This is a genomic window from Acidisoma sp. (genome assembly GCF_965199065.1).
Lineage (GTDB): Bacteria > Pseudomonadota > Alphaproteobacteria > Acetobacterales > Acetobacteraceae > Acidisoma.
This window is the reverse complement of record NZ_CBDAQN010000003.1, coordinates 816,160-838,866: the sequence shown is the minus strand read 5'-3', so window position 1 is coordinate 838,866 and position 22,707 is coordinate 816,160. Positions and strand designations below refer to the sequence as shown.

At 65.7% G+C, this 22,707-nt stretch carries 21 protein-coding genes; 18 read left to right on the top strand and 3 right to left on the bottom strand.

The features are described from left to right. Position 1 precedes the first annotated feature (1 nt). Complete coding sequence (locus ACOEQ1_RS12030; protein WP_419759492.1) at positions 2 to 385, top strand: HesB/IscA family protein; 384 nt, start codon at positions 2 to 4, stop codon at positions 383 to 385. Here the strand turns inward: ACOEQ1_RS12030 and ACOEQ1_RS12025 are convergent. Further along, the gene (locus tag ACOEQ1_RS12025; protein WP_419759491.1) at positions 382 to 771 is read right to left on the bottom strand and encodes a VOC family protein; all 390 of its coding nucleotides are present in this window, start codon (positions 769 to 771) and stop codon (positions 382 to 384) included. The genes ACOEQ1_RS12030 and ACOEQ1_RS12025 overlap by 4 nt on opposite strands. Positions 772 to 895: 124 nt before the next feature. Here ACOEQ1_RS12025 and ACOEQ1_RS12020 point away from each other — a divergent pair, with 124 nt between their 5' ends. Both ACOEQ1_RS12020 and ACOEQ1_RS12015 read left to right on the top strand, forming a co-directional pair. Continuing rightward, entirely contained in the window at positions 896 to 1,144 is a 249-nt protein-coding gene (locus tag ACOEQ1_RS12020) for a type II toxin-antitoxin system Phd/YefM family antitoxin (protein WP_419759490.1), read from the top strand. Next, positions 1,134 to 1,421, top strand: coding sequence for a type II toxin-antitoxin system RelE family toxin (locus ACOEQ1_RS12015; RefSeq protein ID WP_419759489.1), 288 nt, complete (start codon positions 1,134 to 1,136; stop codon positions 1,419 to 1,421). The genes ACOEQ1_RS12020 and ACOEQ1_RS12015 overlap by 11 nt, the downstream gene beginning before the upstream one ends. A 14-nt stretch (positions 1,422 to 1,435) precedes the next feature. On the opposite strand, the gene ACOEQ1_RS12010 is transcribed toward ACOEQ1_RS12015, so the two are convergent. Then, on the bottom strand, positions 1,436 to 3,229 hold the full coding sequence (locus ACOEQ1_RS12010) for an NAD(P)-binding domain-containing protein (protein WP_419759488.1): 1,794 nt from the start codon (positions 3,227 to 3,229) through the stop codon (positions 1,436 to 1,438). Between the two features lie 64 nt (positions 3,230 to 3,293). Then, positions 3,294 to 4,736 carry a dihydropyrimidinase gene (hydA, locus tag ACOEQ1_RS12005; RefSeq protein WP_419759487.1) on the bottom strand — a complete coding sequence of 481 codons (1,443 nt, stop codon included), beginning with the start codon at positions 4,734 to 4,736 and terminating at the stop codon, positions 3,294 to 3,296. A gap of 162 nt (positions 4,737 to 4,898) precedes the next feature. Here hydA and ACOEQ1_RS12000 point away from each other — a divergent pair, with 162 nt between their 5' ends. The 15 genes from ACOEQ1_RS12000 to ACOEQ1_RS11930 all read left to right on the top strand — a co-directional run bounded on the left by ACOEQ1_RS12000 (position 4,899) and on the right by ACOEQ1_RS11930 (position 22,665). Further along, positions 4,899 to 6,419 carry a sugar ABC transporter ATP-binding protein gene (locus ACOEQ1_RS12000; protein WP_419759486.1) on the top strand — a complete coding sequence of 507 codons (1,521 nt, stop codon included), beginning with the start codon at positions 4,899 to 4,901 and terminating at the stop codon, positions 6,417 to 6,419. Positions 6,420 to 6,512: 93 nt separating this feature from the next. After that, positions 6,513 to 7,451 (top strand): ABC transporter permease, encoded by a 939-nt coding sequence (locus ACOEQ1_RS11995; protein WP_419759485.1) that lies wholly within the window; start codon positions 6,513 to 6,515, stop codon positions 7,449 to 7,451. A 23-nt stretch (positions 7,452 to 7,474) separates the two neighbouring features. Continuing rightward, positions 7,475 to 8,458, top strand: a complete 984-nt coding sequence (locus tag ACOEQ1_RS11990) for a substrate-binding domain-containing protein (protein WP_419759484.1) — start codon at positions 7,475 to 7,477, stop codon at positions 8,456 to 8,458. A 292-nt stretch (positions 8,459 to 8,750) separates the two neighbouring features. Next, a complete protein-coding gene (locus ACOEQ1_RS11985) occupies positions 8,751 to 9,593 on the top strand; it encodes a hypothetical protein (protein ID WP_419759483.1) in 843 nt (280 codons plus the stop codon). Between the two features lie 111 nt (positions 9,594 to 9,704). After that, on the top strand, positions 9,705 to 11,033 hold the full coding sequence (locus ACOEQ1_RS11980) for an NAD(P)-dependent oxidoreductase (protein ID WP_419759482.1): 1,329 nt from the start codon (positions 9,705 to 9,707) through the stop codon (positions 11,031 to 11,033). Positions 11,034 to 11,046: 13 nt separating this feature from the next. Further along, positions 11,047 to 12,345, top strand: a complete 1,299-nt coding sequence (preA, locus tag ACOEQ1_RS11975; RefSeq protein ID WP_419759481.1) for an NAD-dependent dihydropyrimidine dehydrogenase subunit PreA — start codon at positions 11,047 to 11,049, stop codon at positions 12,343 to 12,345. Further along, positions 12,342 to 13,601 (top strand): Zn-dependent hydrolase, encoded by a 1,260-nt coding sequence (locus ACOEQ1_RS11970; RefSeq protein ID WP_419759480.1) that lies wholly within the window; start codon positions 12,342 to 12,344, stop codon positions 13,599 to 13,601. Before preA ends, ACOEQ1_RS11970 begins: the two co-directional genes overlap by 4 nt. Beyond that, the gene (locus ACOEQ1_RS11965; protein ID WP_419759479.1) at positions 13,598 to 14,428 is read left to right on the top strand and encodes an ABC transporter ATP-binding protein; all 831 of its coding nucleotides are present in this window, start codon (positions 13,598 to 13,600) and stop codon (positions 14,426 to 14,428) included. The genes ACOEQ1_RS11970 and ACOEQ1_RS11965 overlap by 4 nt, the downstream gene beginning before the upstream one ends. A gap of 3 nt (positions 14,429 to 14,431) precedes the next feature. Beyond that, positions 14,432 to 15,295: an ABC transporter permease gene (locus tag ACOEQ1_RS11960; RefSeq protein WP_419759478.1), complete on the top strand. Its 864-nt coding sequence runs from the start codon at positions 14,432 to 14,434 to the stop codon at positions 15,293 to 15,295. After that, positions 15,295 to 16,248 (top strand): ABC transporter permease, encoded by a 954-nt coding sequence (locus ACOEQ1_RS11955; protein ID WP_419759477.1) that lies wholly within the window; start codon positions 15,295 to 15,297, stop codon positions 16,246 to 16,248. The genes ACOEQ1_RS11960 and ACOEQ1_RS11955 overlap by 1 nt, the downstream gene beginning before the upstream one ends. 70 nt (positions 16,249 to 16,318) lie before the next feature. Next, the gene (locus ACOEQ1_RS11950) at positions 16,319 to 17,353 is read left to right on the top strand and encodes an ABC transporter substrate-binding protein (RefSeq protein WP_419759476.1); all 1,035 of its coding nucleotides are present in this window, start codon (positions 16,319 to 16,321) and stop codon (positions 17,351 to 17,353) included. 146 nt (positions 17,354 to 17,499) lie between these two features. Then, positions 17,500 to 18,738 carry a branched-chain amino acid ABC transporter substrate-binding protein gene (locus ACOEQ1_RS11945; RefSeq protein ID WP_419759475.1) on the top strand — a complete coding sequence of 413 codons (1,239 nt, stop codon included), beginning with the start codon at positions 17,500 to 17,502 and terminating at the stop codon, positions 18,736 to 18,738. A gap of 176 nt (positions 18,739 to 18,914) precedes the next feature. Beyond that, positions 18,915 to 19,844 carry a branched-chain amino acid ABC transporter permease gene (locus tag ACOEQ1_RS11940; protein ID WP_419759474.1) on the top strand — a complete coding sequence of 310 codons (930 nt, stop codon included), beginning with the start codon at positions 18,915 to 18,917 and terminating at the stop codon, positions 19,842 to 19,844. 12 nt (positions 19,845 to 19,856) lie between these two features. Then, complete coding sequence (locus tag ACOEQ1_RS11935) at positions 19,857 to 21,950, top strand: ABC transporter permease subunit (protein ID WP_419759473.1); 2,094 nt, start codon at positions 19,857 to 19,859, stop codon at positions 21,948 to 21,950. Further along, positions 21,943 to 22,665, top strand: coding sequence for an ABC transporter ATP-binding protein (locus ACOEQ1_RS11930; protein ID WP_419759472.1), 723 nt, complete (start codon positions 21,943 to 21,945; stop codon positions 22,663 to 22,665). Before ACOEQ1_RS11935 ends, ACOEQ1_RS11930 begins: the two co-directional genes overlap by 8 nt. Positions 22,666 to 22,707: the final 42 nt, after the last annotated feature.

Genomic DNA, 22,707 nt, shown 5'->3' with positions numbered 1-22,707 from the left:
TATGAGTGCTTCAACTGAAACGACAACGGCTCCAGCGAAACCTGCCCGCCGCGCCTTGCCGCCGCTGATGCGCCTGACGGAAGCGGCCGCCGCGCGTCTGGCGAAGATGTATTCCGGGGCTCAGGCCGGGATGCTGCTGCGGATCAGCGTCAACACCAAGGGCTGTTCGGGCATGGCGTACGACATGAGCTGGGTCGAGGCCGCGGGTCCCACCGACGAGGTGGTCACCGACAAGGGGCAGACCGTGCTGGTCGACCGCAAGGCCAGCCTTTTCCTCATCGGCACGGAGATGGACTACGTGGTGGACAAGCTCACCTCGGGCTTCACCTTCACCAATCCGAACGAGAAGGGCCGTTGCGGCTGCGGCGAAAGCTTCCACGTCTAACGTGACGGCTGGATGAGGTCCCAACGGTTGCCCCACCGGTCCGCGAAGACGGCCACGCTCCCGTAGGCCTCGTGGCGTGGCTCCTCGAGAAACGTCACGCCCCGCGCCTGATAGGCGGCATAATCCCGCTCCAGGTCGTCAGTCATCAGCACGATGAGGACACGACCGCCGGCTTGTGAGCCGATTGCGTCCCTCTGCCTTTGCTCCCGCGCCTTCGACAGCCGGATCGCAGCGCCCCCTCCGGACGGCGTCACGACAACCCACCGGTCCCCATTGGCCCGCGGCTCGTCCGTCGTCAGCAAGAACCCCAGCGTCTCCGCAAAATAGCCAATCGCCGTGTCGTAGTCGTCCACGAGCAGCGTGACGGAGGCGATGTGCTGGAGCATGGGGCCCTCTCTTCTGTCCATCAGCCTGATACTGTCATGGTCTCGCGCCGGCCGAGCGGAATCACTCGCGAAGCGCTCGCATTAGTGCTATATAGAGTACCGTCTTTAGTACTGGATAGGTGCCATGGTAAATACCGTTCTATCGGAGACGACCGCCAGTGTCTCCGATCTGAAGCGAGATCCGATGGGCACCGTCGCCGCCGGGGATGGATTTCCCGTTGCCATCCTCAACCGGAACGAGCCGGCCTTTTACTGCGTTCCCGCCAAGGCGTTCGAAGCCATGATGGACCGGCTCGACGACATCGAGTTGAACGCGATCGCGGATGCCCGCAGCGCGGAAAAGGCCGTGAAACTCTCGATCGATGACCTATGAGCTGGCGTTTCTCGAACCGGCTCTGAAGGAGTGGCGCAAGCTCGACGGCCAGACCAAGGACCATTTCAAGAAGAAGCTCCGCGACCGCCTCGAACAGCCGCGCGTGCCGTCAGCCAAGCTCGTGGGCCATCCGGATCGCTACAAGATAAAACTGCGCCAGATCGGCTATCGCCTGGTCTACGAGGTGCGGGATAGGGAGGTCATCGTTCTGGTCATCGCGGTCGGGCGCCGGGACCGCGATGCAGTCTATCGTCTTGCCGCCCAGCGCGACGACTGATCCCCCCTGTCAGCTCACTCCCGGTGATGAGACGGCGCCAGCGCATAGACCGGCGTCGGCAGCCCCTCCATCCGCGCCTTCAACTGCAATGCCAGATACTGCGAGTAGTGCCGCGACTGATGCAGGTTGCCGCCCTGGAACCACAGCCCCGGCTGTTGCGTCGGCTTCCACATATTGCGCAACTCGCCCTCCCACGGGCCCGGGTCCTTCGTGGTGTTCGAGCCGAGGCCCCAGCATTTTCCAACGCGATCCGCGGTTTCCTGGTTGATCAGCTTCGCCGCCCAGCCGTTCATCGAGCCATACCCGGTAGCCGACACGACCAGATCCGCCGGCAACTCGCTGCCATCGCTGAACACCACCGAGTTCTCCGTCAGATGGTCGACCGCCACGCCGCTTTTCAGCTTGATGCGGCCATCCGCCACGAGTTCCGATGCGCCGACATCGATGTAGTAGCCCGAGCCACGGCGGACGTATTTCATGAACAGCCCGGACTCGTCATCGCCGTAATCGAGCATGAAACCGGCTTTCTCGAGCCGCGCGTAGAGATCGGCATCGTGCTCCCGGATCGCATCCGTCGTCGGCTTCTGGAATTCGTGCATGATGGCGTAAGGCACCGACGCGTTGATCAGATCGGCCCTCCACGTCGTGATGCCACGCTCCAGCGCGTCCTCCGAGTAAAGCTGGCTCGTGCCGAACTTGAACAGCGACTCGGACGGCGACACATGCGTCGAGGAGCGCTGCACCATCGTGACCGACGCCGCGCCATGCTCCCACAGATCCGCGCAGATATCGTGCGCCGAGTTGTTGGAGCCGATGACGACACAATTCTTGCCGCGATAGCCCTCGCCGCCGCGATGCTGGCTCGAGTGATGCAGCGTGCCCCGGAAATGAGACGCGCCGGGAACGTCGATTACATTGGGAATGCCGGACATGCCTGTCGCCAGCACAAGCTGCGTCGGATGCAGCGTGATGCTCTGGCCGGCGCGGTCGACGACGACCTCCCAGCGGCCTTCATCCTCGTCGTAGCGCGCGCCGGTCACTTCGCTGCCCGTCCAAACGTTCAGCTCCATGACCTTCGCATACATCTCGAGCCAGTCGCCGATCTTGTCCTTCGGCGAGTAGACCGGCCAGTCATCGGGAAACGGCAGGTAGGGCATGTGGTCGTACCAGACCGGATCATGCAGGCACAACGACTTGTAGCGGTTACGCCAGCTATCGCCGGCGCGCGGGTTCTTCTCGACGATGATCGTTGGCACGCCGAGCCGCCGCAGCCGCGCGCCGAGCGCCAATCCACCCTGACCGCCGCCGACGATCACGGTGTAGGGCTGGCGGCTGAAGCCGAGCGTCTCCTCCTCCTCAAGCCGGCGTTCCAGCCATGTGCTGCGGCCCTGATGGACACCGTGCTCGGCCCCGAAGGCGCGGTGGCGGCCTTTCTTTTCCTCGTGGCCGCGCAACTCCTCCATCGAGGTCAGCAGCGTCCAGGCGCGGCCGTCGCGCAGCCGGACATGGGCGACGCCGCGCGCCTGCGCCGTTTCGAACCGGAACCAGCCGGTGACGACGCCATTGGCCTCGGTCGCCTCGTCGATGACGGTGAGGTGGCTCGGCGCGGTGTCGGCCAGACGCGCGTCGAGCATGGCCTGGATCGCGGGACGGCCTTCGCTCGTGGTGATGTTCCAGGTGAAGGTCAGCAGGTCGCGCCAGTAGCCATTTTCGGTGAACAGCCCGGCAACCGCTGCGCTATCCCGCGCCTCGAACGCCTGGCCCAAGGCGGCCACCCAGGTTTCCACCTGTGCCCGTGGTTCGCTCATCCCTGTCTCTCCCGCTCTTGGCGACGTTTCTGAAACGGCAGCTTCAGCAGGCGGCCGAGGCTCGTCAAGCGCGCTGCACGCCCACCGGCTTTGCGGCGGCATTGAGCAGGCCGAGCGCCTCGATGGCGGGTGGGAAACACGGCCGGTCGATATAGCGCCCGGCGCCCCGCACTGTCCGCAGATCGCCCCTATGCCAGACGATGCGGCCCTGGCTGATCGTCGTTGCGGCGAGGCCGGCGACCTCCATCCCCTCGTAGACGTTGAAATCGATCTTCTGGTGGTGCGTCTTAACCGAGATGGTGCGGCTGCTGTCGGGGTCCCACAACACGAGATCCGCATCCGCGCCAACCTCGATGGCGCCCTTGCGCGGGTGGATGTTGAAGATCTTCGCCGTGTTCGTGGAGGTGATGGCCACGAACTCGGATGGCGTGAGCCGCCCGGTGCGGACCCCATGGTGCCAGAGCACGCTCATGCGGTCCTCGATCCCGGCCGTGCCGTTGGGAATGAGGGTGAAGTTGTCGCGCCCGCCGGCCTTTTGCGGTGCACAGAAGGCGCAATGGTCGGTCGCCGTCGTCTGCAATTGACCGGACACCAGACCGGCCCACAGCGCCTTCTGATGGTGCTTCGGCCGGAAGGGCGGGCTCATCACATAGGCGGCGGCGGTCGCGAAGTCCGTGTTCTGATACACGCTCTCGTCGATGACCAACTGTTGCGCCAGCACCTCGCCGTAGACGCGCTGACCCTCGGCACGGGCGCGGGCGATCGCCGCCGCCGCCTCCGCGGTCGAGACATGCACGATGTAGACCGGCGCGCCGAGCAGCCCGGCGATGGCGATGGCGCGTTGCGCGGCCTCGCCCTCCACCGCTGGCGGGCGTGACAGCGCATGGCCCTCGGGGCCGGTGATGCCTTGCGCGAGCAACGCCTTCTGCATGAAGGCGACGGCCTCGCCGTTCTCGGCATGGACGGTGGGGATCGCGCCCAGTTCCAGCGCGCGGCTGAAACTCCGCAGCAGGATGTCGTCATCCACCATGATGGCGCCCTTGTACGCCATGAAGTGCTTGAAGCTGTTCACCCCGTGCTCGCGGGCAAGAGTGCCCATCTCCGCATGCACCTGCTCGGACCAATGGGTCACGGCAACGTGGAAGCTGTAATCGGCGGCGGCTTTTTCGGCCCAGCCGCGCCAGGTGTGAAAGCTGTCGAGCAGCGAGGCGCCCGGCCCCGGGATCACGAAGTCGATGATCATCGTCGTGCCGCCCGCGACGCCCGCCGAGGTGCCCGAGAAGAAGTCCTCGCTCGCGACCGTGCCCATGAAGGGCAGTTCCATATGCGTATGCGGATCGATGCCGCCCGGCATCACCAGCAGGCCCCCGGCATCGAGCGTCTCGGCACCCGCCGGCGCCTCCAGATCCGGACCGATCGCCTGGATCATGCCTCCGTCGCACAGGACATCGGCCCGGTAGCGCCTGTCGGCCGTCACGACCTCGCCGCCGCGAATGAGAAGGGACATGGGGCTCTCCTGAAGGGAACTCTGCGACCCATCGTGGACCGCCGCACGAGGATTTGGAAGAAGGAGAGCCACTTGCGCAGTCGCCCGGATGACCATAGCGTCTGCCTCAAGAAGCGGCTCGTCAGAAGCCGCCGGCCGAGTTGGGCGATGGGGAAGCGAAACGTGGCCCAGCCTCTGCTGGCACTTTCGGCGATAGAGAAGCGCTACGGCGGCGTCCGAGCGCTACGCGGTGTGGACTTCACCCTCCACGCCGGCGAGAGCCACGTGCTGCTCGGCGAGAATGGCGCGGGCAAGAGCACGTTGATGGGGATCATCAGCGGCGCTGTGCAACCCGATCACGGACGCATGACCCTCGCCGGCGAGACGGTGAAGTTCCTGACCCCGCGCGATGCCCATGCGGCAGGCATCGTCATGATCCCGCAGGAACTCGACCTCGTGCCCGGCCTCGACATCGCGGCGAACCTCTTTCTCGGCCATGAGATCACCCGGCTCGGCGTCATGTCCCGCACCGAGATGGCGCGGCGGGCGCATGACCTTCTGCATCGCGCGGGTGTCCGGCTCGACCCCAAGCTCCTTGTGTCATCACTGCGGATGGGCGAGCGCCAGCTTGTGGCAATCGCCAAAGCCCTGGCGGCGGAGGCGCGGATTCTGATCCTCGACGAACCGACGGCTGCCCTCTCCGCCGCCGAGGCCGAGCATCTTTTCGAGACCGTTCGCCAGCTCAAGGCGCGTGGTGTCGGCATCATCTACATCTCGCATCGCCTCGAGGAGGTGCCGCTCATCGGCGACCGCGTCACCGTCATGCGGGACGGCCTCGTGGTGGGCGAGGCGCGGCCGGACGCGCCGCAGGCCGATCTCGTGCGCATGCTCGTCGGCAAGAGTTTCCAGGATCTGTTCCCGCCCCGGGCCGCGCAGATCGGCCGTCCGCTCCTGGCGCTCGACCACGCCCGCTTCGTGCCGGCGGTGGAGCGCGCCGGCTGGCAGGCGCCGCGCGATGTGTCGCTCACCGTGCATGAGGGCGAGGTGGTCGGCCTCGCGGGCCTCATGGGCGCCGGCCGGACCGAGTTGTTGTCGGCGCTCTATGGGTTCGAGGTGCGTGGCCGCTGGCAGGGCAGCGTTCTTGTGGACGGGAAGGCTGCGGCGCTCGGCTCCATCGCCGCCGCCCGCCGTGCCGGCATCGGCTATGTCACGGATGACCGGCGCAGCACGGGCCTCGTGCTCGGCCAGTCGGTTGCCCGCAACATTGTCATGTCGACGCTGGCCCGCATCACGCCCTGGGGTTTCGTGTCGGCCGCGCGCGAACAGGCGGAGGTGAGCGACGCGCTCAACCGCTTCGATGTCAGACCGCGCCTGCCGTCCGCGCGTGTCATCAACCTCTCCGGTGGCAATCAGCAGAAGGTCGTCTTCGCGAAGGAGTTGCTGGGCAGTCCGCGTCTCCTCCTGCTCGACGAGCCGACCCGCGGCGTCGATGTCGGCGCAAAAGCCGAGATCTACCGGCAACTGCGCGATCTGGCGGCGAGCGGTCTCGGCGTTCTGGTGGCCTCCTCCGAACTGCCGGAGTTGATCGGTCTCTGCGACCGCATCGTTGTCATGCACGGTGGCGTCACCGTCGCGAGCTTCCCGGCGGGTGTGAGCGAAGAGACGTTGCGGCATCATAGTCTGGGTGAGGCGCTGGTTGCATGACAGAGACGATCGCCACCACGGCGCCCGCCCCTCGGCCGAAAGAACCCTCTGAGCTACCTCATTCGTTTCCAGAGCCTGCTCGGGCTCATCCTGGTGCTCATTGGCGGCATTATCTTCTCGCCGCGCCGGCACGGCCATATCCTGTTTCTCCAGACCGAGAACGTCGCCAACATCGTGCGATCGATTTCGGAGACCGGCATTCTCGCGCTCGGCATGACCTTCGTGATCATTGCCGGCGGCATTGATCTTTCGGTCGGCGCCGTTCTCGGCCTTGCGAGCGTGCTGACGGCATCGCTGTTCATCAACCAGGGTTGGGGCTTGGGCAGCACGCTGCCGCTGGTCATCGTCGTCTGCACGCTGTTTGGCCTGGTGCAAGGTTTTCTGTCCACGCGCCTGCGTATCCAGGCTTTCATCGTGACCCTCGCGGGTTTGCAGGCGGCGCGCGGCCTCGCTCTGATCGCCTCCAACAACACCTTCATCAACATCAATTACGGCCAGGGGCCGGGCAACGCGCCGCCTGCGTTCGCGATCCTCGGCGAGCGTCTGCTCGGCGACACCTTCCCCGTCGCCACCCTGGTCTTCCTCGTTCTGGCGGCGCTCGCGACCTTCCTGCTCGATCAAACCCGCTACGGCCGTTACGTCTTCGCGGTCGGAGGGAACGAGCGGGCGGCGCGGCTGTCCGGCATCCCGGTGCGCTGGGTCAAGATTTCGGTCTACGGGCTGAGCGGGCTTTGCTCCGGCATCGCAGGCATCGTCCATGCCGGACAGTTCAGCTTCGGCAGTCCCAATGACGGGACGGGCTACGAGTTGAGCGCCATCGCCGCCGTCGTCATTGGCGGCACGGATCTCTTCGGCGGTGCGGGCAGCATGATCGGCACCATCGCGGGCGCCGTCATGCTCGGAGCGCTCGCGAATATTCTCCAACTCAACGATGTCAGCGCCGCCATGCAGCTTCTGGCGACCGGCGCGATCATCGTTTTGGCGGCGGGCCTGCAATCGCTGGTCGGCGTGCGCGACGGAAGCTCAAGATAAACCAAGAACAAGGAAAATAGCCGATGAAACGGTCCAAGATTCTCAGCACGACGGGCGTCGCCGCGATTGCGCTGGCCGCATTGTCCTTTGCGTCGCTCGCGCAAGCGGCCCAGCCTCTTGCCAAGACGTGCGGTCCCAACAACCAATATCTCATCGGCTTCAGCCAGGCGAACTTCAAGGAGCCGTATCGGGCGCAGGTCAACCACGAGATGCAGGCGCTGGTGAAGAACTACCCGCAGTTCAAGCTGGTGATCGCGGACGGGCAGGCCAACGACAATACGCAGGTCTCGCAGGTCGAGAACTTCCTCACCCAGCAGGTCGATATCCTGTTCATTTCGGCATACGAGGCGGCGCCGCTGACGCCCATCGTCAGCCGCGTCTACAAGTCCGGCATTCCGGTCATCGAGTTGGACCGCAGCACCGAGGGCCAGGACTATACGAGCTTCGTGAGCGGCGATAACCGCGCCATCGCCAAGCAGGCCGGCGAGTATGCGGCAACGCTTCTGCCGGATGGCGGCGACGTGGCCATTCTCGAGGGCTTGCCGAGTTCATCCCCCGCGATCGAGCGGCTGCAGGGCTTTGAGGCCGGCGTCGCGAGCAACCCCAAGATCAAGATCGTCGCGGTGCAGCCGGTCGACTGGATGCAGGACAAGGCCGTCACGGTATTCTCGGCGATGTTGCAGGCGCATCCCGATATCAAGCTTGTCTACACAAGCAACGACCTCGCGGCGTCCGGCGCGTACATCGCCGTCAAACAGGCCGGCAAGCTCGGCCAGGTGAAGATCATCGGCACCGATGGGCTACCCGGGCCGTCGGGCGGCATCCGGTCTGTCGCCGATGGCGAATGGGCGGCGACATTCGTCTATCCCACGGGTGCCGCTCAGGCGCTCGACCTCGCCAAGAAAATCCTCATCGACTGCGCAACATCGGTGCCGCGCCTCGTCACCGTGCCGACGATGCGGATCGATCCCAGCAATGCGAAGGCGATCTACGAAAAGGGCAGCTGACGCAGGTTTCCGCACTCCAGGCGACCGGAAAGGCGCGGAGCATTTCCACGCCCGCGCAGCCGAGCGCGCCAGCGTGGACCCGGTGCGGCAAGCACTTGTCCAGTTGCGGGCCTTGCAGGTCCGTTCGGCCGAACAACATTGGTAGTCCCGATGGTGCCCGAGGGAGTTAGGGCCCAGACAACAGGCAAAAGGACGACGACAATGGGTGACGGTATTCTTCTCTGGCTTCTGGGTATTCCCATTCCAATCATCATTCTTCTTCTGCTGTTCTTCCATTGATCGGACTCTGACCATGGCAGTCATCACCACGTCTGAGCCCCTGGCGGCCGGGCAGTACGGTAGCGCCGCGACAGCGCCGGAAGCGCCACTATCGGCCGTGTCCTGGCCGGCGGTGTTTGCCGGTGCCTTTATCGCTACCGCCTTCACCATCATGCTGCTCGCTCTGGGGTCGGGCTTTGGGCTCGCCTCGGTCTCGCCTTTCACCGGCAACCCGTCGGCCACCACGTTCACGGTGCTGGCGGCGATTTGGCTCATCATCGTTCAGTGGGTCTCGTCGGCGCTCGGCGGCTACATGACCGGCCGCCTGCGGACCCGCTGGACCGCGGTCCACACCCGCGAGGTTTTCTTTCGCGATACCGCCAACGGTCTGCTGAGCTGGGCCGTCGCCTCCGTGTTCGTTGTGGGCATCGTGGCAAGCGGCGCATCCTCTCTGCTCGGCACCGGCACGCATGCGGCCGCGACCGCTGCCAGCAGCACCGCGCCTTCCGCCTACATGCTCGACACGCTGTTCCGGCCCGCCAATCCCGGCGGCACGCAGGCGACAGCGCAGGACCGCAGCGAAGCGAGCGGCATTCTGGCGCAGGGCGTGACCGGCTCGGTTGACCAGTCGGACCAGACCTACCTCGCGCAGCTGGTGGCGGCGCGAACCGGCGTCACACTCGCCGATGCGCAGGGGCGGGTGACCAACGCCGTGGCGCAGGAGCAGGTAGCGGTGGCGAAGGCCAAGCAGGCGGCCAATGCCGCGCGCAAGGCGGCTTCCGGCTTCGCACTCTACACCTTCGTCTCGATGCTCATCGGCGCCTTCATCGCCGCGGTGTCCGGGGCGATTGGCGGGCGTCTCCGCGACCACGTCTGAGCCTTGATGTGAGGTTCGGGCGCTCCCGTCTGAACCTCACGCTCGGTTGATTTCGTTGACACCTCGTGCCGCTTTCAGCAGCATTCCCCTTTGGGGCGGGGCGGGGGTCGGATGTCGGCAGGGTTGGATGACCGTGTTGCAAACGGATTGACGGCGGCCGAGGTCGCCGCCCGGCTTGGCGAGATGACGCCGCCGCTGACGCCGGACGAGGCGCGGGTCGAGGCAGACCGCTGCTACTACTGCTACGATGCGCCCTGCGTCGAAGCCTGTCCCACCGGCATCGACATCCCCGGCTTCATCCGCAAGATCAGCACCGGCAACCTGCGCGGTTCCGCCGTCACCATACTCGAGAGCAATATTTTCGGCGGCAGCTGCGCTCGCGTCTGCCCGACAGAGGTTCTCTGCGAGGAGGTCTGCGTCCGCCAGGTCCAGCAGGGCAAACCGGTCACCATCGGCTCCCTGCAGCGCCATGCCACCGACTTCCTCATGGCGACGGGTGAGCACCCATTTACCCGCGCGCCGCTCACGGGCCGCCGCGTGGCGGTGGTCGGCGCCGGACCTGCCGGTCTCGCCTGTGCCCATCGGCTGGCGATGCTCGGTCATGAGGTCGTGGTGTTCGAGGCCAAGCCCAAGCCCGGCGGCCTCAATGAATACGGCATCGCCGCCTACAAGGTGGTGGATGATTTCGCCCGCCGCGAGGTCGAGTTCATCCTCGGCATCGGCGGGATCACCATCGAATACGGCACGCCGTTGGGGCCGGACCTCACGCTCGACCAGCTGAGGGGGCGGTTCGACGCGGTCTTTCTGGGCGTTGGCCTCGCAGACCCCAACACGCTCGGCATCCCGGGCGAGGACCTGCCTGATGTCGTCGATGCCCTCGGCTTCATCGAGACGTTGCGCCAGTCGCCTGCCGAGGCCGAGGCCGTCGTCATGGGGCATGTCGTGGTGATCGGCGGCGGCAACACGGCGATCGACGCCGCAACCCAGGCGCGGATGCTTGGCGCCGAGACGGTGACCATCGCCTATCGCCGCGGGCCCGAGCACATGGGTGCGACCAAAGTCGAGCAGGACTGGGCGCAGACGCATGGTGTGACGATCCGGCACTGGCTGACGCCGGTTGCAGTTCGCGGCGGCTTCATCACCTTCGCCAGGACGCAGCTTGAGGGCACCCGTCTGGTTGTCACGAAAGAACGCGTCCGCGCCCCGGCAGACCTCGTGCTGACCGCCATAGGACAGAGTTTATCCGACGGGCCGTTGATTGCCGGTCATGAACTACCCGCCATGGCTCGCGGCCGTATCACGATCGACGACGACTACCGGACCTCGCTGCCGGGGGTCTTCGCCGGCGGCGATTGCGTTGGGGAAGGCGAGGACCTAACGGTTCAGGCGGTTGCCCACGGCCGGGATGCCGCCCACGCCATCGACCGCTACCTGACCTGAACGGAGAACCAGAATGGCCGACCTCTCCGTCACCTTCGCCGGGATCAAATCTCCCAACCCGTTCTGGCTGGCCTCCGCGCCGCCGACCGACAAGGAGTACAACGTCGTCCGCGCGCTCCGCGCCGGTTGGGGCGGCGTGGTGTGGAAGACGCTCGGCGAGGACCCGCCCATCGTCAACGTCTCCAGCCGCTACGGCGCAATTGGCTATGGCGGCAAGCGGGTCATGGGCTTCAGCAACATCGAACTCATCACCGACCGTCCGCTGGCGGTGAACCTCGCCGAGATCAAGTCGGTCAAGCGCGCCTTCCCAGACCGCGCGATCGTGGTGAGCCTCATGGTTCCCTGCGTCGAGGAGGCCTGGAAGGCGATCCTGCCGCTGGTGGAGGACACCGGCGCCGACGGTATCGAGCTGAACTTCGGCTGCCCGCATGGCATGAGCGAGCGCGGTATGGGCTCGGCGGTCGGGCAGGTCCCCGAATACGTCGAGATGGTCACGCGCTGGTGCAAGCAGCACACGCGGATGCCGGTCATCGTGAAGCTCACGCCGAACATCACGGACATTCTGCAGCCTGCGCGCGCCGCCCATCGTGGCGGGGCCGATGCGGTGTCCCTCATCAACACCATCACCTCGATCGTCTCGGTCGATCTCGACCTCATGGCGCCGACGCCTGTGGTGGGCAGCATGGGCACTCATGGCGGCTATTGCGGCCCTGCGGTGAAGCCCATTGCGCTCCGCATGGTCGGCGAGATCGCGCGCCAGAGCGACATGGCGGGCTTGCCCATTTCCGGCATCGGCGGCATTTCCACCTGGAACGATGCGGCCGAGTTCATCGCCATGGGCTCGGGCACCGTTCAGATTTGCACCGCGGCGATGCATCACGGCTTCCGCATCATCGACGACCTCACCGAGGGGCTGTCGAACTGGATGGACAGCAAGGGTTACGCCCGCCTCAAGGACTTCCAGGGCCGCGCGGTGCCGAACTTCGTCCATTGGGAAGATCTCGACATCAACTTCAAGACGCTCGCCCGGATCGACCAGGACCTCTGCATCCAGTGCGGCCTCTGCCACATCGCCTGCGAGGACACCGCCCATCAGGCCATCGCCGCCTTACGCGTGGACGGACAGCGCCGCTACGAGGTCATCGACGAGGAGTGCGTCGGCTGCAACCTCTGCTCGCACGTCTGCCCGGTGGACAACTGCATCACCATGCACCCCGCCGAGACGGGACTGCCGTTCGCGACCTGGAAGGAGCACCCTAACAACCCGCTCCGGGTCGACGCCGACCCGCTGACCACGAAGGTTCTGGCATGAGCCTGCCCAACCTCGCGATCGACCCCGCCCGGCTCTGGGACACGATCATGGATACGGCGAAGATCGGCGGCACGGCCAAGGGTGGCATCAAGCGCCTGACGCTGACCGAACTCGATGCCGAGGTCCGGCGCTGGTTCATCGCGGCCTGCGAGGAGGCCGGCTGCACCGTCACCATCGACGACATGGGCAATATCTTCGCCCGCCGCCCTGGCCGCGACAACAGCCTGCCGCCAATCGCCATCGGCAGCCATCTCGATACGCAGCCGACCGGCGGCAAATATGACGGCATCATCGGCGTGCTCTCAGGGCTCGAACTGCTCCGCACGTTGCGCGACGCCGGCTACGAGACCACCCACCCGATCGAGGTCATCGACTGGACCAACGAGGAAGGCTCGCGGTTTGCGCCTGCCATGCTCTCCTCTGGCGTATTCGGCGGCCAGTTCACCCGCGACTGGGCCTATGCCCGTGAAGATCGCGACGGTGTCCGCTTCGGCGACGCCCTGACGGAGATAGGCTTCGTCGGCGAGGAGCCCTGCGGCCAGCATCCGCTCGCCGCGCATTTCGAGCTTCATATCGAGCAGGGTCCGATTCTGGAGGCCGAGGACCGCGTCATCGGCGTGGTCACCGGCGTTCAGGGGATGCGCTGGTATGAGGTGACGGTGACCGGCAACGACAGCCATGCCGGCTCGACGCCGATGCCGCTGCGGCATGACGCGCTGCTCGCCGCGGCGCGAATGATCGAGGCAGTCCATCAGATTGCCATCAGGAACGCACCAGATGCGGTCGGCACGGTGGGCCTCATCGAGGCGCGGCCCAACAGCCGCAACGTCATCCCGGGCGAGGTTTTCTTCACCGTCGATTTCCGGCACCCGGACGATGCGGTGCTGGCGAGCATGGAGCAGGCGCTGCACGCGGCTCTTTCAGGAATTGCCGAGGCGAGCGCGGTGACCCACGCCGTTAGCTGCATCTGGAACTCGCCCGCCGTGCGGTTCGATGCCGAATGCATCGGCGCGGTGCGTCATGCGGCGGAGCAGGGCGGCTTCCCGCATCGCGACATCATCTCGGGCGCCGGCCACGACTCCGCCTATGTCGCCGCCGTGGCTCCGACCTCGATGATCTTCGTGCCCTGCGCCCGCGGCATCAGCCATAACGAACTGGAAAGCGCCGAGCCCGAACACGTCGCCGCTGGCGCCAATGTCCTGCTACAGGCCGTGCTCGCCATGGATTCCACACTCGTCGAGCGTGCCCGGGCGTGAGCACGGCGACCCTCGCGGACCGGGAGGTCGAGACCCGGCCGGCGGTCCCCGCCATCGCCGTGGCCGCCGAGAAGCTCTCGGTCCAGTTCGGCGAGGGCGACCGCGCCACGCTGGCCCTGTCGGAGGTCGACCTCACCATTCGGCAGGGCGATTTCGTCTCGCTGATCGGGCCGTCAGGCTGCGGCAAGACGACGCTGCTGCGCGCCATCGCCGATCTGGTGCAGCCGTCCTCCGGGCTTCTGCGCGTCAACGGCATGACCCCGGAGGCGGCGCGGCTCGCCCGTGCCTATGGCTACGTCTTCCAGGCACCCGCGCTGCTGCCGTGGCGGACGGTTGCCCAGAACATCATGCTGCCGCTCGAGATCATGGGGTTGCGACCCGAGCGGCGGCGGGCAGAGGCCGCCCATTACATCGAGTTGATGGGCCTGAGGGACTTCGCCCGGAAGTTCCCCTGGCAGCTGTCGGGTGGAATGCAGCAACGGGTGTCCATCGCCCGCGCCCTCAGCTTCAAGCCAAGCCTGCTGCTGATGGACGAGCCGTTCGGCGCGCTCGACGAGATCACCCGCGACGGGCTCAACCTGCACATGCGCGAACTCTGGACGCGGACGGGCCTCACCGGCGTGTTCGTCACCCACTCCATCCCCGAGGCGGTGTTTCTCTCGACGCATATCGTGGTGATGTCCGCCCGGCCCGGACGCATCGTCGAGGTGATCCTGAGCGATCTGCCACGTCAACGCTCGTTGGAGGACCGGGATACGCCGGCTTTCCTGAGCGTCGCCCGCCGCGTGCGCGAGGCTCTTCACCTCGGCTACGGGCATGTCCCCTAGCCGATGTGGTCTCGCATCCTCCCGATCCCGGCCGTCGTCCTGGGCATCCTCATCCTCTGGTACGCGGGCGCGGTCTGGTTGAACGCGCCGCAGGCCGAGGCGCTCATGGACCCCAGCCAGCCCGCCGGCTGGTGGGACATCGCTCAGGCCTGCTGGTCGATGGACAGGCCGGTGCTGCCCGCGCCTGACCAGATCGCCAGCGCCCTGTTCAACAGCGTGTTCGGCTACCCCCTGTCCTCGCCGCGCAACCTGCTGCTCCAGGCGGGATATACCGCCGAGGCAGCCGGCGTGGGCCTTCTCTTCGGCCTCGCCTTCGGGGTAGCCCTCGCCATCGGCATCATCCACGTCCGCACGCTCGACCGCTCGGTCATGCCGTGGGTGATCGCGAGCCAGACCATCCCCATCCTCGCGATCGCGCCGATGCTCGTGGTGGCGCTGGGCGTCATGGGCATCACCGGCCTCACGCCGAAGGCCACCATCGTCGGCTATCTCACCTTCTTCCCCGTCACCGTCGGCATGGTGAAGGGCTTCCGCACGCCCGATCCGCTGCAACTCGACCTCATGCGGACCTACAGCGCCGGACGCGGGACGGTATTCGCCAAGCTGCGCTGGCCGGCCTCCATGGCGTTCCTCTTCCCGAGCCTGAAAGTCGCGGTCGCCCTGGCCGTCACCGGCGCGATCGTCGCCGAGATGCCGACGGGGGCTCAGGTGGGGCTCGGCGCCCGCCTGCTCGCCGGCAGCTACTACGGACAGACCATGATGATGTGGAGCGCGCTCGTCATGGCGAGCCTGCTCGCGGTCTTCGGCCTGCTGCTGGTGTCTCTCGCCGAGCAGGGCGTCACCGCCATCCGCGGTGGCCGGATGTGATGGCGCCTGTCGCCAGGGAGAACCAGCGGGGCGGCTCGCAATGGATCATGGCAGCCGCGGCGTTGCTGTTCTGCACGCTGGCGCGCACGAACGTCGACAGCTTCGGCACCGTGCCCTGGATCATGGCCGCGATCGGGCTGGTGCTCCTGGTGACCGCCATGTCGCTGTTCGCGCGGGGCGACACGCGGGCGGACCGGCTGGCGTCGCCGATCCTGTTCGGCCTCCTGGTGATCTGGCTGTGGGAAATGCTGGCGGTGGGCCTGCATGTCCCCTTCGTCATCCTGCCGCCGCCCTCGGCCATCGCGCGCGCCATCTGGCGGAGTGCGGCGGTTCTGCGGATCGATTTCGAACAGACCTACCTGCACTCGGTGCTGGCGGGCTACGCCATCGGCTGCGGCGCCGGCTTCCTTCTGGCTCTCGGCATCGACCGCTCGCCCTTTCTGCAGCGCGGCCTCACCCCCGTCGGCAACCTCGTCAGCGCCATGCCCATCATCGGCATCGCCCCGATCATGGTCATGTGGTTCGGCTTCGGCTGGCCGTCCAAGGCCGCCGTGGTCGTTCTGATGACGGTCTTTCCAATGCTCGTGAACACGCGGGCGGGGCTTGCCGCGACCGACGCCATGGAGCGCGACCTCATGCGTACCTACGCCGCCGGCTATTGGCAGACCCTGGTCCGGCTGCGTCTGCCGGCTGCCATGCCGATGATCTTCAACGCCTTGAAGCTCAACTCGACACTTGCCCTCATTGGTGCTGTTGTCGCTGAATTCTTCGGCACCCCGATCAGGGGCATGGGTTTCCGGATCTCGACTGAGGCCGCTCGCATGAACCTGGACATCGTCTGGGCGACGATCGCTGTCGCGGCGGTGGCGGGTTCGCTCAGCTTCGCCGTGCTCGTTTCAGTTGAGCGGCGGGTGACCTTCTGGCATCCGTCTCTGCGAAGCCGACGCAGATAGCGGCGGCATCAAACTTGCTCCTGCAATCTCGGTGCTAGCGCACCCAGCGGCTTCCTGTGGAGGGACTGTGATGATGCAACGGTTGAGGCGGCGGCTTGCTACAGCCGCTGTGGCCCTTCTGCTCGCGTTCGCGATGGCGCCGTTCCTGGCGGCGACCGCAGAAAAGGCTCATGCGGCGGATGCCCTCACGCTGCAGCTCAAATGGGTGACGCAGGGCCAGTTTGTCGGCTACTACGTGGCGCTCGCCAAAGGGTTCTACAAAGCCGACGGCCTCGACGTGACGATCAAGCCCGGCGGTCCCGACATCAACCCCGATCAGGTGCTGGCCGGCGGCGGCGCGGATGTCGTCATCGACTGGATGCCCTCTGCGCTGGCGACGCGCGAGAAGGGCGTGCCCATCGTCAACATCGCCCAGGTCTTTCAGCATTCGGGCATGGAGCTGACCTGCCGGCGCGACAGCGGCATCAAGACGCCCGCGGATTTCAAGGCCAAGACCCTCGGCGTCTGGTTCTCGGGGAACGAGTATCCGTTCCTGTCCTGGATGGCGAAGCTCGGCTACACGACCGACGGCCCCAAGCCGGACGTGACGGTGCTGAAACAAGGCTTCAACGTCGATCCGCTACTTCAGAAGCAGGCCGCCTGCATCTCCACGATGTCCTACAACGAATATTGGCAGTTGATCGAGGCAGGCATGAAGCCGTCTCAGCTGATCGTCTTCAAGTATCAGGCCGAGCATGTCGCGACGCTGGAGGATGGGCTTTACGTGCGCCAGTCGTCGCTGAGCAATCCGGCGTCCGTGGACAAGCTCGCGCGTTTCCTGAAAGCCTCTAAAGAGGGCTGGGACTATGCCTCTGCCCATCAGGCCGAGGCCGTGAACATCCTGCTTGCCGCCGACACGGCGGGCGTGCTGACAAAGCAACACCAGACCCGCATGGTGGCGGGCATCGTGCAGCTCATCGGCAACACGCCCTGGGGCTACCTGCAGCCGGCGGATTATCAGCGGACGGTAAACGAGCTTCTGTCGACCAAATCCACGCCTGTCATTTCGAAGGCTCCTGCCGGCGCTTTCAGCTACGTGGTCTGGGACAAGGCGTTCAAGCACTGATAGGACTGGAGCGCGAACGGACCGCTGCCAAAACGGGCTGTTTTCGCTGGACTTCGGCGACGGCCCGATGCTTGCTTGGCTTGGCCGGGCACGGCCTCGACGCAGCCGTAACAATGCGTGCACGTTTGACCTGGGAGATTTGAAATATGATTACGAGACGTTCCGCGGCAGGCCTGATCGCCGGCACCGCGCTGGGGGCGGCGTTCGGCCTGCCGACCATCGCGGAAGCCGATGACAAGACCATCATCATCGGCATCGACCTGCCGATTACGGGAGGCGACGCCGCCGGCGCCAAGCGCATCATGAACGGCGCGTTGCTCGGCATCAGCCAGGCGAACGACGCCAGCGCAATCCCAGGCTATTCGTTGAAGGGTCTGGTCCTCAACGATGCCACGGCGACCGCCGGCCAGTATGACCCGGCGCAGGCCGCGACGAACGCCCGCAAGTTCGTGTCCAATCCGAAGGTCCTCGCAGCTATCGGACCTGAGATGAGCGGCGCCGCCAAGGCAATGACGCCGATCCTCAGCGAGGGCAACCTCACCATCATCACGCCCTCGGCGACCAACCCCGACCTCACCAACCCCGAATTCGCCGCGCAGTACATGCCGGGCGGCAAGCCCGTCTTCTTCCGCACGGTCACGACGGACGCCTTCCAGGGCCCGAACATGGCGAATTTCTACGCCGAGGTTCTCAAGGTGCCGGACGTGTACGTGCTCGACGACAGCGGCGCCTATGGTGTCGGTCTCGCCGATGCCTTCCAGAAGCAGGCCGCGGCCAAGGGCGTAAAGGTACTCGGGCGCGACCGTCTCGACCCTACCGCATCCGACTACAGCTCCGTCATGACCAAGATCAAGTCGCTGAACGCGAGCTCGCTCTACTTCGGCGGCGTTGCCCTGGCGGGCGTCAAGGTCGTCAAGGCGTCCTACGCGACAGTGCCGAACATCAAGAAGGGCGGCGGCGACGGCATCTACTCGCCCGACATCACGACGGGTGCCGGCTTCCCAGCGGCGGAAGGCTGGTACATCACGAATGCCTCCCCGCACACGCTCGCGGACCCCAAGGTCACCGCCTGGATCAACGCCTACGCCTCGGCCTACAACGAGCAGCCCGACGACTACGCCATCACCGCCTATGACGGTGTCCTCGTCATCATCGCCGCGCTGAAGAAGGTGATCGCCGCCGGTCAGACGCCGAACCGCGAGAACGTTCGCACCGCAATCGCCAATTCGACGGTCGATACGCTACAGGGGCCGGTCTCCTTCGACGCCAATGGCGACATCAAGCAACGCGTCGTCAGCGTCTTCCAGATCGTCCACGACCCGGCCTATCCGATCGACGACGTGAACCACCAGTTCAAGTACGTCGGTGTGGCTCCGCAGAGCTGAGTTTTTCGATGAAGCTGGAGCGTTCTGACGCCGGAACGCTCCAGCGGCCATATCTCGCGCGACGGTGCGGCCATCGGTTGCGCGGTGCGGATAACCCGACCGTCATGTGGAACACAGACGCCAAAGCGTCCACGCCACAATTTACCTTCTTCTGATAGAGCCGGGATCAAAACGAAATGAGCCCCTTCGATCTCCTCCTTCAACAGATAATCAATGGGCTCAGCCTCGGCTCGATGTATGCCCTGCTGGCACTCGGCTTCACGATCGTCTACGGCATCCTGGAGCTCATAAACTTCTCCCACTTCAACGTCTTCATGATCGGCTCGTTCGTTGCGATGGGCGTGCTCAGCCTGTTCGGGCTCGACGGGCAATCGGTTCTGTTGCACGGCGCACCGCTCGTGGGCGTCCTGCTGGTGACCCTGATCGTGACTATGACCGCCTGCGGCTTCCTGGGCGTCATCATCGAACGGCTGGCGCTGCGGCCTTTGCGGGGCGTGCAGGGACCGATGGCGATGATCACGACGATCGGCGTCTCCTACGTCTTGTCGAACACCGTCATGCTGACGATGGGCGCGAACACGAAAAACTTCCCGAACCCTATCCCGTCGCTGACCTTCCACTTCGGCACGGCTCAGGTCACGATCTTCCAGGTCATCATCTGGGTGATGTCGGCGGTGCTGATGGGCGGGCTCTACATGTTCGTGCAGCGCAGCAAGCTCGGCAAGGCGATGCGTGCGACGGCGCAGGACCCGGACGCCGCGCTCATGATGGGGGTGAACGTCAACCGCGTCATCATGACGGCCTTCTTCCTGGGCTCGGCGCTAGCCGGCGCCGCCGGGTTCATCTTTGGCCTCTACTACAACTTCACCAATTTCGGCATCGGCTTCACCTCCGGGTTGCGCGCCTTCACCGCGGCCGTGCTCGGCGGCATCGGCAACATCCCGGGCGCCATGATCGGCGGCATCATCATCGGCCTCATCGAGGCGATGGCCGGCCAGTATGTCGGCGCGAAATGGGCCGACGTCATCATCTTCTCTCTGCTGGTCCTGGTGCTGATCGCCCGGCCCGCCGGCCTGCTCGGGCGCCTTGCGCCCACCAAGTCCTGAAGGAGCCGGATCATGGACACGATGGAGACGGCCAGCGCGCCCACCGATGCCAAGCCCGGGCATGAGAACACCAACGCGCTCCATACCGTGGGCGCGCCGCCGCCGCGATGGCACTGGCTCGCAGCGCCGTTCGACCGGCCCCAGGTGCGGGTCGGAACGATCACGCTCGTCGCGGTGCTGGCGCTCGCCTTCCCCTTCATCACCGGCGATCAGGCCAACATCGACGCCGCCGGCAACGCCACCGCCTATGCCTGCCTCGCCCTCGGCCTCAACATCGTCGTCGGCTTCTGCGGCCTGCTCGACCTCGGCTATGCCGCTTTCTTCGCAATCGGGGCCTATGCCTTCGGCATCCTGACCTCCTGGCAGATCACCCCGGCGTGGAGCGGCTTCTGGGCGCCCTTCGCCTACCTCGGCCTCGTCCACAAGGTGGTGCAGGACGGCGCGGCAATCGTCCACTTCACCGTCTCCTTCTGGATCATGCTGCCGCTGTCCGGCGTCATCGCCGCCTTCTTCGGCGTGCTGTTCGGCGCGCCGACGCTGCGGTTGAAGGGCGACTACCTCGCCATCGTGACGCTCGGCTTCGGCGAGATCGTGCCGATCATTGCGCGCAACTGGACCGGCCTCACCAACGGCGCCGCCGGGCTCAACGGCATCGCGAGCCCGACCATCTTCAGCTACCGTTTCGGCATCGACGCGACACCGTACTACTATGTCGGGATCGGGCTGGTCGCCTTCCTCATCTTCGCGAGCACGCGGCTGCGCGACAGCCGCATTGGCCGCGCCTGGATGGCGATCCGCGACGACGAAATCGCGGCGAGCGCGATGGGCATCAACCTGACCCGCTTCAAGCTGCTGGCCTTCGGCATCGGCGCGGGCTTCGCCGGCATGTCCGGCACCTTCTACATAGCGAAGCTGCAGACGGCGACGCCCGACATGTTCGGCTTCCCGGTCTCCGTCATGATCCTGGTCATGGTCGTGCTGGGCGGATTGGGCAGCGTCTGGGGCGTCGTCCTCGGGGCCGTGCTGCTGCAACTGCTTCAGACGTGGTTCCTCGCCGACCTCACGCAGTGGGTCAACGCCTTCGGGGATTCCATCCACAACAGCTACCTGAGTTCCGTCGACCTTACCCAGGCGAGCGAACTCCTGTTCGGCATCATCCTGGTGCTGATGATGCTCTACCGCCGGCAGGGGCTCATTCCGGCCAACCGCCGCCAGCGCGCGCTCAGCTTCGAGCAGCAGCACGCGACGGTGCAGATGCAGAAGCGGGCCAGCGACGTGACGCTGTCGCAGATCGGCGGCGACGGCTACCGGCACGAGGCCGGCGCGGTTCCGATGCTCGAGATAAAGGACGTGACGGTGCGGTTCGGCGGTCTGGTCGCCCTGAACAAGGTCAACATCACCGTGCCGGCGGGCGGCGTGGTCGCCGTCATCGGCCCCAACGGCTCGGGCAAGTCCACGCTGTTCAACACCATCACCGGTCTCACGCAGGCGGCCGAGGGCAGCATCCTGTTCAACGGGCAGGAGATCATCGGCCTGCCGCCGCACGATATCCTCAAGCTCGGCATCGCCCGGACCTTCCAGAACATCCGGCTGTTCGGCACGCTCACCGTCGCCGAGAACATCATGGTCGGACAACATGCGCGGCTGAAGGCCGGGCCGATCTCGGCCATTCTGCGCTCGCCCAAGAAGCTGCCCGAGGAAATCGCGGCCCGCGCCTGGATCCTCGAAATCGCCCGCGTTTTCGGCAACCGGCTGGTGCCGCGCCTCGGCCAGACAGTCGTCGGGCTGTCCTACGCGAACCGTCGCCGGGTCGAGATTTCGCGCGCGCTCGCCTCCAAGCCGCGCCTGCTCCTGCTGGATGAGCCGACGGCGGGCATGAACACGTCGGAGTCGCTGGAACTCGCCGAGCAGATCAAGGGCCTGCACGCGCTGGGGCTGACGATCCTCATCATCGAGCACAAGCTGGACGTGGTGACGCGTATCGCCGACAAGGTCGTCGTGCTCGATCACGGCGACAAGCTGACCGAGGGCCTGCCCGACGAGGTTCGCCGCAACGAGGCGGTGCTCGAAGCCTATCTCGGCCGAGGAGCCGCCGCGCATGCTTGAGTTCCGCAACGTCAACACGTACTACGGCGATCTGCACGTTCTGAAGAACGTCAACTACACCTTGGGCAAGGGCGAGATCATCTGTCTGCTGGGCGGCAACGCCTGCGGCAAGTCGACCACCATGAAGACCATCATGGGCATCGTGCGGCCCACCAGCGGCGAGGTCATCTTCGAGGGCCAGCGCATCGAGAAACTCTCCACCGCCGAGCGCGTGAAGCGGGGCATCGCGCCGGTGCTGGAGGCGCGGCGGCTGTTTCCGCGCATGACGGTTTACGAGAACCTCGAAATGGGCGCCTTCACCCGCAAGCGCGGCCCGGAGTTCGACGAGGATCTGGAGCGGGTTTATTCCTTGTTCCCGCGCGTGAAGGAGCGGCGGGAGCAGCAGGCCGGCACGCTGTCGGGCGGCGAACAACAGATGGTGGCCATCGGGCGGGCGCTGATGGCTCGGCCGAAGCTCATCTGCATGGACGAGCCGTCGATGGGGTTGTCTCCGCTGTTCGTCGAGCAGACGTTCGAGATCATCCAGACGATCAACCGCCAGGGCGTGACGATCTTCATGGTCGAGCAAAATGCCGCCATGGCTTTGTCGATCGCCCATCGCGCCTATGTGCTGCAGACCGGGCAGGTCGTGTTATCCGGTCTCGCCTCAGAGCTGCGCGAGAACGAGCAAATCCGCGAGGCTTATCTGGGCGAGATGCAGGTCGCGGCTGAATGAGCGGAAGTTTTTGCGCGCTTTTCTCAAAAAGCGCCGCTTGCT